The sequence below is a fragment of the Paraburkholderia panacisoli genome (genome assembly GCF_008369935.1).
In the GTDB taxonomy this organism is placed as follows: domain Bacteria; phylum Pseudomonadota; class Gammaproteobacteria; order Burkholderiales; family Burkholderiaceae; genus Paraburkholderia; species Paraburkholderia panacisoli.
Window position 1 is genome coordinate 272,484 of sequence record NZ_VTUZ01000005.1, and the last position, 12,652, is coordinate 285,135.

The following is a 12,652-nucleotide window of genomic DNA, read 5'->3' on the forward strand; positions in this document are numbered from 1 at the left end:
CTCGATGAAGATTGTGTTCAGCCATGGCGTGACGTGCGCCAAGCCTGGGTTCTATGCAGTACGCCGTGCGACACGCCGGCAAACAGCAGACAGGCAAACGATGCGGTCACGAGCACGAGGGTTGCCATCGCGGCGGCGGGTCCGATCTGGCCGGCGTCGTCGAGATTGAGAATGGCCACGGAGGCAGGTTGCGTGTCCGGCGAATACAGAAACGCGACTGCAGAGACCGTCGTCATTCCGTTGACGAACAGGTAGCGCGCGATCTGCAGAATGGCCGGCAGACACACCGGCACGGTGACGCGAAAAAACGTCCTGTAGAAAGGCACTTTCAGCGACGCAGACACGGCTTCAAATTCGTTGTCGATCTGCCGCAATGCGGTGACCGCCGTCAGATGGCTCGACGAGTAGTAATGCACCACGGTCACGATGGCGAGTAGCGCGAGCGTGCCGTACAAACCATTGAGCGGATTGGCGGGCGAGTTGAACAGAAAGATGTAGCTGATGCCGAGCACGAGCCCCGGCACGCCCATCGGCAGGATCGCGCACAGGTTGATGAAGCCGCGCAGCCAGCGGGGTCCGCGTGTTTTTTCGACCAGATATGCGCCGCCGAACACAATCGCGGTGCCGCCCAGCGCCACGCACGCGGCCATTTTCAGGCTGTTTTCGTAGGCGTCGAAGATGCCCGCGCCGATGAGCCCCATCTTGTAGTGCTGCAAGCCAAGGCTCATCTGATACGGCCAGAACTTCACGAACGACGCGAACACCGAAATGCCAACCACGGCAATCAGCAACAGGCACACCAGCGCGCAATACGCGAGCATCATCATGTCGAATCCACGGGACGGCTTCGGCTGGTAGGGCGTCGAGCGTGCGCCGAGTTGCGACTGCTGCTTGCGTCGAACGAAGAAGTCGACGGCAAACGCAACCAGCGCCGGGCACAGCAGCAACAGGCTCACCACCGCGCTGCGATTGAAGTCCTGCAAGCCGATGATGAGCTTGTAGATGTCCGTCGACAGAACCGTGTACGGGCCGCCAATCACCACCGGCACGCCGAAATCGTTGATGCAGATCGTGAAGGACACCATCGTCGCGCTGATCAGGCCGTATTTCGCGCCCGGCAGCGTGATGGTCATGAACTTTCGCATGCGGCTCGTGCCCATCGCATCGGCGGCTTCGTACAGACGGCCATCGGAAAGCGCCAATGCCGTCACGAGGATCATCAATACATGCGGAAATGCCGCGTAAACCAGGCTGCAAACAATACCCGGAAAGCCATAGATCGAATGTCCATGCAATAGCGGCTTGAGAAGCCCCGAGTTGCCGAACCAGTAGATGAACGACACTGCCGACAGCAGCGTGGGCGCGAGCAATGGCAGCAGTGCGACGGTGCGCACGGCGTTCTTCATCGGCATGCATGAGCGCGTGAGCGCATAGGCGAACGTGAACGCCATCGGAATGACGATCGATGTGACCGTACTCGCCACCGCCACTGAGTGCAGCGCCGAGGTCCACACGCCGTCATTGGCCAGATAACCGCTGAAGTTGGTGAAGCCGATGAAATGTCCGTCGGCGTTCACGAAACACTTGCCGATCACCAGCGCGAGGGGCACGAGCAAAAATATCGCCAGCGAAGCCGACATCAGCACCAGCGCAAGTTGTGCGATCCGGTCGTGCCAATGCGTGATTTGCCGCACTTCGACGTGTGCCTCGACGCCGTCGCGGCGTTCAATCAGAACGGCGCTCATTGCAAACGCTCCTTCGCTTCCGTGAAGACGCAAACGTGGTCGCGGCTGATCGCGAGGTCGAAGCGTGCGCCGGCCTGCACGCCCGCGCGGTGCATCTCATGAAACGAGAGATCGGCGATGACTTCCTGACCTGCGAGTCCATCTACCTTGAAACTCACGCGGCAAAAAGCGCCGAGAAACTCCAGCTTCTCGACCTGCGCCGGGAGGATGTTGTCCGAGCTGCTACCGGGCGTGCCGATGTGTATGTCTTCCGGCCGCACGAATGCGGATACCTGCGAGCCCGGCAGCGGCTCTGCCGTGCCGCATCCATAGCGCAGCGCGACTGAGCCTGCTTTCAGGCTGCCGTCGCGCATGACTTCAGCGGAAATCATGTTGACCTTACCGATGAAATCCGCCACGAATGGCGACGCCGGTTCGCGATAGATTTCATGCGGCGTGCCGATCTGTTCTATCACGCCGTGATTCATTACGACGATGCGGTCCGCCATCGACAACGCCTCTTCCTGATCGTGCGTCACCATGATCGTCGTGACGCCGAGGCGCTGTTGCAACTGGCGGATTTCCTGGCGCAGACGGACACGCACTCGCGCATCGAGCGCGGACAGCGGTTCGTCGAGCAGTAACAAGCCCGGCGACGTGGCGAGCGCGCGCGCAAGTGCGATGCGCTGTTGCTGACCGCCAGACAACTGGTTCGGATGCTTGCGGTGCGAATCGGGCAAGCCGACGAGTTCCAGCAGTTCGTGCACACGAGCGGCAATCGCCGCGCGCTTCATCTTGCGATTGACGAGTCCGTACGCGACGTTATCGAAGATCGTCAGGTTCGGAAACAGCGCGTACGACTGGAACACGATCCCGTAGTCGCGAAGCTGTGGCGGCAGCCGCGAGATATCGCGGCCGTCCTGCATGATCTGGCCAGCGCTTTGCGTCTCCAGTCCCGCGATGATGCGCAACAAGGTGGTTTTGCCGCATCCCGACGGCCCGAGAAAACAGAGCATTTCGCCTTTCTTCACGCCGAGATTGATCCCGTGCAGAACGGGCGTGTCGTTGAACCGCTTGAAGACCTGCTGCACGCTCAAATACGCTGTCATGTGCTCCTCCGCTGGGCCGCTTGTATGCCTGGCTTGTACGTCTGTATTGCGCCTGGATTGCAGGGACGCGCATCGGATGCCGCGCCGCCGCATCGTTCAGTGCGCTCGCCGCCGCTGGCTCGCGCACCCGTCGAACTAACTACGGTTGTAGCCGGCCTTACTTCTGTTCCTTGCTGCCGTAGCGCTTCTGCCAGTCGTCGAGAATCGACTGGCGGTTTTTCGCGGACCACACGAAGTCGTTCTTCACGAGCAGTTGCGGATAGTTGTCCGGGATGCCCGACAGTTTTTTCGCCACGCCCGGATACGCGACGATCGCCCACCATTGCGCGGTGATCTCGTTGGCCTGCTTGCTCGCCATGAAATCGGCCAGTTTTTTCGCGGCTTCGGGCTGTTTCGTCGTTTTCATGATGCCCGTCGCTTCCATGTCCCAACCGAGGCCTTCTCTCGGGAAGATCAGGTCGATCGGCGCGCCTTGCGCCTGCAGTTCGTGTCCGCGGAATTCAAACGAGATGCCGATGGGAAATTCGCCGGTGCCGGCGAGCGTGCACGGCTTCGAACCGGAATGCACGTACTGCGCGACGTTTTTGTCCAGCGCGTCCATGTATTGCCAGCCCTTCTCGTTGCCGAACGTTTGCAGCCACGACGTGACGTCCAGATAGCCCGTACCGGACGACACCGGACTCGGCATCACGATCATCCCTTTGTAGACGGGCTTGGCGAGGTCTTCCCATGAGGTGGGCCTAGGCAGATGACGCTTCTCGGCTTCAATGCGGTTGTAGCAGATCGTCGCGCCCCACACGTCCATGCCGACCCAGTGCGGAGGATTGTTGGTGTCGCTGTATTTGCGCGTGAGGCTGTCGAAGTCCTTCGGCGTGTACGGCATCAGCATGCCTTGCAGGTCCAGCAGCGTCAGGCTCGATGCAGCAAGGCCGAGCACGACGTCAGCACGCGGATTGCCCTTTTCCGCGAGCAGCTTCGCCGTGACCGCGCCCGTCGAATCACGCACCCAGCGGATTTCGATATCCGGGTTCGCCTTTTCGAACGCGTCCTTGTACGGCTTCATCGCTTCGTCTTCGAGTGCCGTGTAGACGAGCAACTGCGTTTTCGGCTGAGCCGACTGGGCGACGCCAAACGTCACCGACGCGGCCACGAGGCACTGTGCCACCGCCTTTAGAAGCGCCTTGCAACGCGTGAATCCCGATTCTTCCTTCATCTCCACACCCCTTTGATAAGTGCCGTCGCGGCGCGACGCGAAATCAACGGAAACCGATCTCTACTGCAAACGAACTGCTACCCCACCGCCTGCCTGTTGTTCTTGTTGGTTGTCTGTTGTTGACAATCTACAAAGACTCAATTTTAATGTCAAGTATTGCCACACGATGCCACAAAACGCCTCATCGACAATTCCCTGATTACCCCTGGTCAAAGGAGCAGCCCCATGAGCGAAATGCCTCGGTCTATCGAAGTGAACGGCCGTCACTACAACTGGATGCACCGCCCCGTCGTGGTTGTCTGCGTGGACGGTTGCGCGTATGAATATCTGGAGATGGCCGCAGCGGCGGGCGTCGCGCCCTTCATCAAGCAGCTTCTGCACCCGGACACGGCGCTCAAGGGCGAGTGCGTGGTGCCGAGCTTCACGAACCCGAACAACCTGTCGATCGTGACGGGCGTGCCGCCTGCGGTGCACGGCATCAGCGGCAACTACTTCTTCGATCGCGAGAGCGGCACCGAGGTGCTGATGAGCGATCCGAAGTACCTCGTCGCGCCGACTGTGCTTGCGCGCTTCGCCGATGCCGGCGCCAAGGTTGCCGTCGTGACCGCGAAGGACAAGCTGCGCCGCCTGCTCGGCAAGGGGCTCAAGGGCATCTGCTTTTCGTCGGAGAAGGCAGACGAAGCGTCGATCGAAGAAAACGGCATAGACAAGGTGATCGAGCTGGTGGGCAAGCCCGTGCCGAGCGTGTACAGCGCGGAGCTTTCCGAGTTCGTCTTCGCGGCGGGCGTGCGTCTGCTGGAGACACGCAAGATCGACCTGATGTACCTGTCGACAACCGACTACGTGCAGCACAAGTGCGCGCCCGGCACGCCCGGCGCGAACGCCTTCTATCAGATGATGGACGGCTATCTGCAACGGCTCGACGAACTGGGCGCGATCGTCGCGATCACCGCCGATCACGGCATGAACGCGAAGCACAACGACGAAGGCGAGCCCAATGTGATCTATCTGCAGGAACGCCTCGACGAATGGCTCGGCGAGGACACGGCCCGCGTGATTCTGCCGATCACCGATCCGTATGTGGTCCATCACGGCGCGCTCGGCTCGTTTGCGACCGTGTATCTGCCCGAATCCGCGGACGGCGAGGCGATCAGCCGCAAGCTCGCCGCGCTGCCCAGCATCGAACTGGTGCTGACGGGCGCCGAGGGTTGCGCGCGGTTCGAGTTGCCGCCAGCGCGCATGGGCGACCTTATCGTGATCTCGGCGCAAGACGTGGTGCTAGGCACGCGCCGTATTAAGCATGACCTGTCGGGACTTGACGTGCCGCTGCGCTCGCACGGCGGCCTCGCGGAGCAGGTGGTGCCGCTGATCTTCAGCCAGCCCGTCGCCAGGTCCGCCGCGCAACGCCAGCGGCTGCGCAACTTCGACGTGATCGACATCGCACTCAACCATCTTCAGTGAAGAGGATCTGGACATGAACGCTATTGCGGAAACCACGAAGCTCGACACTCAGGTTCGTCACGAAGCGCTGCGCATCGACGGGGAAAAGATCTTTCGCGACGAAGTGATCGAAGTACGCAACCCGTACGACGGAACGCTCGTCGGCACGGTGCCGAAAGCGAGGCTGCAAGACGTGCAGCGCGCGTTCGAGGTGGCGCGCGCCTACCGCCCGACGCTCACGCGTTACGACCGCGCGGCGATCCTGCGCCGCGCCGCCGACGCCGTGCGCGCTCGGACCGGCGAGATCGCCGCGCTGATCACGGCGGAAGCCGGCCTGTGCCGCAAGGATTCGACGTATGAAGCGGGCCGCGTCGCCGACGTGCTGGTGTTCGGCGCGGGCGAGGTACTGAAGGACGACGGCCAGATTTTCTCGTGCGATCTCACGCCGCACGGCAAGAAGCGGCGCGTGTACACGCAGCGCGAGCCGTTGCTCGGCGTGATTTCGGCCATCACGCCGTTCAATCACCCGATGAATCAGGTCGCGCACAAGATCGTGCCGTCGATCGCGACCAACAACCGGATCGTCGTGAAGCCTTCGGAAAAAGTGCCGCTGTCGTGCTACCTGCTCGCGGACATTCTCTACGAAGCCGGTCTGCCCGTGCAGATGCTGCAGGTAGTGACAGGCGACCCCGCTGTGATCGCTGACGAACTGATCACGAACCCGGCAGTCGATCTAATTACGTTCACGGGCGGCGTGTCGATCGGTAAATCCATCGCGGCGCGCATGGGGTATCGGCGAGCCGTGCTGGAACTGGGCGGCAACGATCCGATCATCGTGATGGAAGACGCCGATCTGGACGAAGCCAGCTCGCTCGCGGTCTCCGGCTCCTACAAAAACTCGGGGCAGCGATGCACGGCGATCAAGCGTATGCTGGTTCACGAAGCCGTCGCGGATCGCTTCACCGAGCTCGTCGTGGAGAAAACGCGTGCGTGGAAATATGGAAATCCGGCTGACAGCAGCGTCGACATGGGCACCGTCATCGACGAAGCCGCCGCGCAGTTCTGCGAGCGCCAGGTCGACGACGCGCTCGCGCGCGGCGCGCGCCTGCTCGTGGGCAACCGGCGCGAGGGCGCGCTGTATTCGCCAACCGTCGTCGATCGCATTACGCCCGACATGCCGCTCGTCAAGTACGAGACGTTCGGTCCCGTCTCGCCGATCCTGCGTTTCAGGAACATCGATGAAGCAATCCAGATGTCCAACAGCACTGACTATGCGCTGTCGTCGTCGGTTTGCACCAACCGTTTCGACTACATCACCCGCTTTATCACCGAACTCGAAGTGGGCAGCGTCAATGTGCGCGAGGTGCCGGGTTACCGGCTCGAACTCACGCCGTTCGGCGGCGTGAAAGACTCCGGGCTCGGCTACAAGGAGGGCGTGCAGGAAGCGATGAAGAGCTTCACCAATACCAAGACCTACTCGTTGCCGTGGTGACGGACAGAAGACCGTGCCGCACCGCGTCAAACGAGTCGCTCAGCGGTTTTTCCGCAAATGGAGGATGACATGCATGTTGGCATTCCAAAGGAAATCAAGAACCACGAATACCGGGTGGGACTGACTCCGTCGTCAGTCCGCGAAATGGTGGCGCACGGTCACACTGTCACGGTCGAAACAGGCGCGGGAAGTGGCATTGGCGCGTCCGATGCGGTGTATGAAAAGGCCGGCGCAAAGATAGCGCCTCGCGCGGAAGATGTCTTCGCGAAGGCCGAAATGATCATCAAGGTGAAGGAGCCGCAAGCAGGCGAGCGAGCAATGCTTCGCGACGGTCAGATCCTTTTCACGTATTTGCACCTCGCACCGGACCCGGAGCAATGTGCCGACCTCGTGAAGAGCAACGCCGTCTGCATTGCCTATGAAACCGTCACCCAACCCGCCGGAGGACTGCCGCTGCTTGCGCCCATGTCCGAAGTCGCCGGCCGCATGTCGATTCAGGCGGGCGCGTACTGTCTCGAACGCGCGCATGGCGGCAAGGGCATTCTGCTTGGCGGCGTCGCGGGCGTGCCATCGGCGAAGATCGTGATCCTCGGCGCGGGCGTGGTCGGCTCGAACGCGGCGCAGATTGCGGTGGGCACCGGCGCGCAGGTCGTAGTGATCGATCGCAATCTGGACGCGCTGCGGCGCATGGACCGTCTGCTCGGCGCGCGCGTCATGACCGTGTTTTCGAATCAGGACAATGTCGAAAAGCACGTGCTCGAAGCCGACCTCGTCATCGGCGGCGTGCTGATCCCGGGCGCGGCCGCTCCCAAACTCGTGACGACAGCAATGATTCACGCGATGCAGCCCGGCTCTGCGATTGTCGACGTGGCGATCGATCAAGGCGGATGCTGCGAGACGGCAAGGCCCACGACGCACGCGGAGCCGACGTACATGGTGGGCGACGTGGTTCACTACTGCGTCGCCAACATGCCGGGCGGCGTGCCGCACACTTCGACCTACGCGCTGAACAATGCGACGCTGCCTTTTGCGCTACAGATCGCAAACAAAGGTTGGCGCAAGGCCTTGCATGACGATCCGTACCTTCGCAATGGCCTGAACGTCGCTTTCGGAAAAGTGACCTGCCGGGAGGTGGCCGGAGCACTCGGCTACACGTGGGAGGCACCGGAGTCCGTACTGGAAATGTGATCGACTAACTGATGCCCGCTGCCGTCGGACTAGTGATCGCGATTGAAAAGAACCCTTCAATTGCGATCACCCGGATTAAATCCGCTACGTCCTCTCCGTCAAGCCGGAACTGCGGCTCGCAAGGCCAGCAGATAGCTCTCAACCCCAAAACCGCAGATTTGCCCATCGACGATCTCGGCGAATACAGAGTGATGTCGGAACGGTTCCCGTGCGTGAATGTTGGACATGTGCAGCTCCACAACCGGGCACGTGAGAATAGCCAGCGCATCGCGTATGCCGTAGCTGTAGTGTGTCCACGCCCCGGCGTTGATCAGCACGGCGTCACAGCGCTCCTCGAAGGCCCGGTGGATGCGCTCGCACATGGCCCCTTCGCTATTCGTTTGGAACGATTCCACCTGCACGCCAAGCTCGGCGCCGAGAGCCTGCAGCCGGGCATCGATTTCGGCTAGCGTGATCGTTCCGTATTGCACTGGGTCGCGCTTGCCAAACATGTTGTGGTTGATACCGTGAAGCATCAGGATCTTTTTCATTCGTCACTCCATTGCGCTTTCAATCCAGCGGCACCGTGAGCCGGTCGATCACGGCATGCGTCTCGGGCCGCACGCCACGCCACCAGGCGAACGCTTCTGCTGCCTGCTCCACCAGCATGCCGACACCGTCCGCGACACCCTGCACACCCGCATTGCGGGCCAGCCGCAGGAAGGGCGTCAGTCTCTTGCCGTAGGCGAGTTCGTAAGCCGCGCCTGCGGGACTGAAAACGCCCGGCGGAACGGGCGGCAGATCGCCGGTCAGGCTGGCCGACGTCGCGTTGACCACCAGGTCGAACCGCCCCATCGCCTCGAGATCGCCGTACCCACAGGCGGCCAGCGGACCGCTCGTGGCGACTTGTTCGATCAACGCCCGAACCTTCGCAATGTCCCTGTTGGCGACGATCAGTTCAGCGGGTCGCGCGGCAAGGAACGGCAGCAAAGCACCACGCACCGCCCCGCCGGCGCCGAGGACCAGCACGCGCTTGCCGGCCATCGGCAGCCTGAGGTTGACCTCGATGTCGCGCACCAAACCGACGCCGTCGAAATTCTCAGCGACGATCCTGCCGTCTCTGAAGCTCAGCGCATTGGCGGCACCCGCCAGTGCCGCGCGCTCGCTGCGTTCGTCGGCCATCGCGAACGCCTTCAGCTTGAAGGGCGCGGTCACGTTCATGCCTTTGCCGCCCGCCGCGATGAACGCGCGCACGGTCCCGGCGAACGCGTCCGGCGGCTCCATCGGACCTTCGATCGCCGTATAGGACATGTCCTGCTGCGTCTCTTGCGCAAAGAGACCGTGGATCAAGGGAGATTTCGTGTGTCCGATCGGATTGCCGATCACCGCGTATTGGTCAGTCATCATGGCCTCACATTTGAATACAGCACACCATCGGTCTGCATCGCGTCGATCTCGGCAGCGCCGAAGCCCAGCGATTGCGCCACTTCCGCATTGTGCTGACCGAGATCGGGCGCGATCTCGCGGATCGTCGTGTCGCAGTCGGAGAAACGGAACGGCAGATTCGGCAGGCGCAACTTGCCGTAGCGCGGATGCTCCTGCTCGACCACCATGCCTCGCGCGACGATCTGCGGATCGGCGAGTACTTCGTCGATCCGCTGCACCTTCGCGCAAGGCACGTCGATACCGTCGAGCAGGTCCAGCACCTGTGCGACCGGTCGGCTGGCGACCCAGGGCTGCACGACGGACAGAATGTCCAACCGGTTCGTATTGCGTCCCGCGAGCGTGTGAAAGCGTGTGTCGGTTCCGAAACCAGCCGGACCTCCATGAGCCTCTATCAGTGCGGCGAAGCGCTTCCACGCGTCGTCTACCTGCGCTGCGATCACGAGGTCGCCGTCGGCGGCACGGAACACGCCGTAGAGCGTCGACGTGGGCATGTCGTGACCGGTCTGCTCCGGCACGATGCCTTGCATCGTGTAGCACTGCACCGCGTATTCGTGCATCGACACCAATGTGTCGTACAGCGCCATGTCGATATGCTGGCCTCGACCGCTCTTCACGCGACCGAGCAGCGCGGCGTTGATCGCCGCCACCGCGTGAATGCCGGTGTACATGTCGCCGAGCGAAATGCGCATCAGCGGCGGCGGCTCGCCGGGATTGCCGATCATCTGCATGATGCCGCTCTTCGCTTCGGCAATCAGACCGAAACCGGCGCGGTGCGCATCAGGGCCCGTATGGCCATATGCTGATATCGAACAGTAGACCAGTTTCGGATTTCGCGCGGACAGTTCGTCATAACCGAGCCCGAGTTTGTTCAGCGCACCCGGCCGGTAGTTCTCGACGAACACATCCGCCGAATCGCACAGCCGCTGCATGAACTCCTTCCCACGCGCATCGCGCATATTGACGCTGACGCCGCGCTTGCCCATGTTGAGCTGCAGGAAATAGCCGCTCTGCTCGTCATCGAGCACCGTGGCATGCTGACGCCCGGCATCGCCGCTGCCGGGCCGCTCGACCTTGATGACTTCGGCGCCGAGCGCCGCGAGACAGCGCCCGACATACGGACCGGCCAGAAAATGGCTGTAGTCGACGACGCGAATGCCTTCGAGAGGACGTGCCTGCATCAGAATGCTCCCGGTCGGCGCGGCACCATCAGTCGATGCTCGCCATGCTGGACGACCTGACCGTCCTGATTGAGCAGCTCGGACGGCAGCACGACGATTCCCCAGTCGGGACGGCTCTTGCTTGCCCGCATCGAACTCACGCGGAATTTCACGTGCAACACGTCGTTGACCTTGATCGGCAGGTTGAAGTCCCATGTCCAGCCGAGCGACATGCCCGGGAGGAAACGGTAGTCGCTTTGGGTCTTGAGCCCATCGGCGATAGACAAGCCAAACAGACCGTGCGCGACGATGGAACCGAAGTGGCTCGCGTTCGCGTATTCCTCGTCGACATGCACCGGCGTGTGATCGCCGGTGAGGTCGGCGTAGGCCAGAATGCGTTCTTTGGTGACGGTGTAAGTCGGGCTCACGCACTCATCGCCTTCGCGGGCGTCGTCCCAGTATTTTTCAATGATCGTCATCTCACACCTCTGAACGCGGGTTGATCGCCAGCGCCTGCGCGACGCATGCGGCGGGCCTGGCCTGAATCAGTTCGACGGCGAGGCCGTCCGGCAGGCGCAGCCAGTTGCGTCCTTGCGGCATCTCGCTGACACCATACTTTTGCGCAGCGGCGCGCGCGGCCTCCATGTCTTCGCACATCACGCCCAGGTGGCCGAGACGGCCTTCAGGCGCGTCATGCTGCGGGTCATGGATGAACTGCAGACCGCCGAGGGTCCAGTACTGACGCGGTTCCTCGACGGTGCCGTCGATCTCGCGCATCGTCATGCCGAGAACGTCTTCGAAAAAGCGGATGTGCCAGTGGATGTCCTTCACCCAGATGGCGACATGCTCCAGATAAGCCTTACTGCCGTTCATGCCGTTGTCTCCCTTGTCCCATGCAAGATGTCGCTGTGTTGTCGGTCGGTCATGGCCCGCTCGATACCCTTGATGCATGCCACCAGCGTCGCGTTGACGGGCGTCGGCACGCCGTGCCGTTGTCCCCAGCGCACGACCGCGCCGTTGATAAAGTCGATTTCGGTGATGGAGCCTTTTTCGAGGCTTTGCAGCATCGAAGTCTTGAAGGTGGCGGATAGTCCTTCACCGGCGAGGGTCCACGGGAATTCGGGATCGGTGGTGGAAAGGGTCACGCCGGCGGCCTGGGCGACCGCCATCGCTTCGGCGACCGCTGCGAGCGCGGTCGTTTTCAGGAGCGGTTCATCGTAGAGTTGGCCGTAGGTCAGGCCGGTGGTACCGGTCAGCGCGCCAGTCGCGACATTGACCAGCAGCTTGTCCCACATCGTGCCGACGATGTTGTCGCTGACCGTGGTGGCCAGTCCGGCGGCGTTGAAGGTCTCGGCGATCGCCGTCACGCGGGAAGTGATCCGGCCGTCGAGTTCCCCGATGTAAGTCGCCTTGCCGGCGACGCCGGACTCGATGTGCCCCGGCTTGCGCATCACGCCGCCCACGTAGGTCTTGCCGGCCAGCACGCGCTCGCGACCCACGATGTTCGCGAGCACATCTTCGTGCCCAAGGCCGTTCTGCAACGACAGGACCAGCGTATCGGGTCCGATCAGATCCAGCGCGCCGCGCATTGCCGCATCGGTATGAAATGACTTGACCAGCACGACGACCAGATCGACGACGCCGGCCTCGGCGGCCCGCGTCGCCGCGCGGACTTTCACGCGGCGCGAGCCGTTCGCATCGTCTACGCGAAGTCCATCGCGCCGCATGGACTCCACATGTGCCGCCGAGCGGTTCAGCAACCAGACTTCGTTGCCGCCTTCGGTCAGCGCCGCGCCAACGGCGCAACCCAGAGCACCCGCACCTAGAATCGCAATCTTCACTGACGTCTCCTTGATATGGAGATCAAGATACGATTCGGTGCTCATGTCGGCAATGCAATGGAT

At 62.1% G+C, this 12,652-nt stretch carries 12 protein-coding genes; 3 read left to right on the top strand and 9 right to left on the bottom strand.

Going from position 1 to position 12,652, the window contains the following annotated elements; genetic code table 11:
- Positions 1 to 17 precede the first annotated feature (17 nt).
- From FVF58_RS10085 to FVF58_RS10095, 3 genes are all read right to left on the bottom strand, one after another.
- Positions 18 to 1,745: a putative 2-aminoethylphosphonate ABC transporter permease subunit gene (locus FVF58_RS10085; RefSeq protein ID WP_149669755.1), complete on the bottom strand. Its 1,728-nt coding sequence runs from the start codon at positions 1,743 to 1,745 to the stop codon at positions 18 to 20.
- Positions 1,742 to 2,833, bottom strand: a complete 1,092-nt coding sequence (locus FVF58_RS10090; RefSeq protein WP_149669756.1) for a putative 2-aminoethylphosphonate ABC transporter ATP-binding protein — start codon at positions 2,831 to 2,833, stop codon at positions 1,742 to 1,744. Before FVF58_RS10090 ends, FVF58_RS10085 begins: the two co-directional genes overlap by 4 nt.
- 157 nt (positions 2,834 to 2,990) lie before the next feature.
- Entirely contained in the window at positions 2,991 to 4,046 is a 1,056-nt protein-coding gene (locus FVF58_RS10095; protein WP_149669757.1) for a putative 2-aminoethylphosphonate ABC transporter substrate-binding protein, read from the bottom strand.
- Positions 4,047 to 4,271: 225 nt separating this feature from the next.
- On the opposite strand from FVF58_RS10095, the gene phnA reads away from it, so the two are divergent.
- The 3 genes from phnA (at position 4,272) to ald (ending at position 8,166) form a co-directional block, all read left to right on the top strand.
- Positions 4,272 to 5,507: a phosphonoacetate hydrolase gene (phnA, locus tag FVF58_RS10100; protein ID WP_149669758.1), complete on the top strand. Its 1,236-nt coding sequence runs from the start codon at positions 4,272 to 4,274 to the stop codon at positions 5,505 to 5,507.
- Between the two features lie 13 nt (positions 5,508 to 5,520).
- Positions 5,521 to 6,978: a phosphonoacetaldehyde dehydrogenase gene (gene phnY, locus FVF58_RS10105; RefSeq protein ID WP_149669759.1), complete on the top strand. Its 1,458-nt coding sequence runs from the start codon at positions 5,521 to 5,523 to the stop codon at positions 6,976 to 6,978.
- Positions 6,979 to 7,047: 69 nt separating this feature from the next.
- Positions 7,048 to 8,166: an alanine dehydrogenase gene (ald, locus tag FVF58_RS10110; RefSeq protein ID WP_149669760.1), complete on the top strand. Its 1,119-nt coding sequence runs from the start codon at positions 7,048 to 7,050 to the stop codon at positions 8,164 to 8,166.
- A 98-nt stretch (positions 8,167 to 8,264) separates the two neighbouring features.
- Here the strand turns inward: ald and aroQ are convergent, their stop codons facing one another.
- The 6 genes from aroQ to FVF58_RS10140 are packed head-to-tail and all read right to left on the bottom strand — an operon-like array spanning position 8,265 to position 12,589.
- Entirely contained in the window at positions 8,265 to 8,696 is a 432-nt protein-coding gene (gene aroQ / locus FVF58_RS10115; RefSeq protein ID WP_149669761.1) for a type II 3-dehydroquinate dehydratase, read from the bottom strand.
- A 19-nt stretch (positions 8,697 to 8,715) separates the two neighbouring features.
- Entirely contained in the window at positions 8,716 to 9,549 is an 834-nt protein-coding gene (gene aroE, locus FVF58_RS10120; protein ID WP_149669861.1) for a shikimate dehydrogenase, read from the bottom strand.
- Positions 9,549 to 10,769: a CaiB/BaiF CoA transferase family protein gene (locus FVF58_RS10125; protein WP_149669762.1), complete on the bottom strand. Its 1,221-nt coding sequence runs from the start codon at positions 10,767 to 10,769 to the stop codon at positions 9,549 to 9,551. The genes aroE and FVF58_RS10125 overlap by 1 nt, the downstream gene beginning before the upstream one ends.
- Complete coding sequence (locus tag FVF58_RS10130) at positions 10,769 to 11,227, bottom strand: MaoC family dehydratase (protein ID WP_149669763.1); 459 nt, start codon at positions 11,225 to 11,227, stop codon at positions 10,769 to 10,771. Before FVF58_RS10130 ends, FVF58_RS10125 begins: the two co-directional genes overlap by 1 nt.
- A 1-nt stretch (position 11,228) precedes the next feature.
- On the bottom strand, positions 11,229 to 11,621 hold the full coding sequence (locus FVF58_RS10135) for a VOC family protein (protein WP_149669764.1): 393 nt from the start codon (positions 11,619 to 11,621) through the stop codon (positions 11,229 to 11,231).
- Positions 11,618 to 12,589 (bottom strand): ketopantoate reductase family protein, encoded by a 972-nt coding sequence (locus FVF58_RS10140; protein WP_149669765.1) that lies wholly within the window; start codon positions 12,587 to 12,589, stop codon positions 11,618 to 11,620. The genes FVF58_RS10135 and FVF58_RS10140 overlap by 4 nt, the downstream gene beginning before the upstream one ends.
- Between the last annotated feature and the right edge of the window lie 63 nt (positions 12,590 to 12,652).

Coding starts and splice junctions, on each gene's coding strand:
- FVF58_RS10085 (WP_149669755.1), bottom strand. CDS start 1,745: ATGAGCGCCGTTCTGATTGAACGCCGCGACGGCGTCGAGGCACACGTC.
- FVF58_RS10090 (WP_149669756.1), bottom strand. CDS start 2,833: ATGACAGCGTATTTGAGCGTGCAGCAGGTCTTCAAGCGGTTCAACGAC.
- FVF58_RS10095 (WP_149669757.1), bottom strand. CDS start 4,046: ATGAAGGAAGAATCGGGATTCACGCGTTGCAAGGCGCTTCTAAAGGCG.
- phnA (WP_149669758.1), top strand. CDS start 4,272: ATGAGCGAAATGCCTCGGTCTATCGAAGTGAACGGCCGTCACTACAAC.
- phnY (WP_149669759.1), top strand. CDS start 5,521: ATGAACGCTATTGCGGAAACCACGAAGCTCGACACTCAGGTTCGTCAC.
- ald (WP_149669760.1), top strand. CDS start 7,048: ATGCATGTTGGCATTCCAAAGGAAATCAAGAACCACGAATACCGGGTG.
- aroQ (WP_149669761.1), bottom strand. CDS start 8,696: ATGAAAAAGATCCTGATGCTTCACGGTATCAACCACAACATGTTTGGC.
- aroE (WP_149669861.1), bottom strand. CDS start 9,549: ATGACTGACCAATACGCGGTGATCGGCAATCCGATCGGACACACGAAA.
- FVF58_RS10125 (WP_149669762.1), bottom strand. CDS start 10,769: ATGCAGGCACGTCCTCTCGAAGGCATTCGCGTCGTCGACTACAGCCAT.
- FVF58_RS10130 (WP_149669763.1), bottom strand. CDS start 11,227: ATGACGATCATTGAAAAATACTGGGACGACGCCCGCGAAGGCGATGAG.
- FVF58_RS10135 (WP_149669764.1), bottom strand. CDS start 11,621: ATGAACGGCAGTAAGGCTTATCTGGAGCATGTCGCCATCTGGGTGAAG.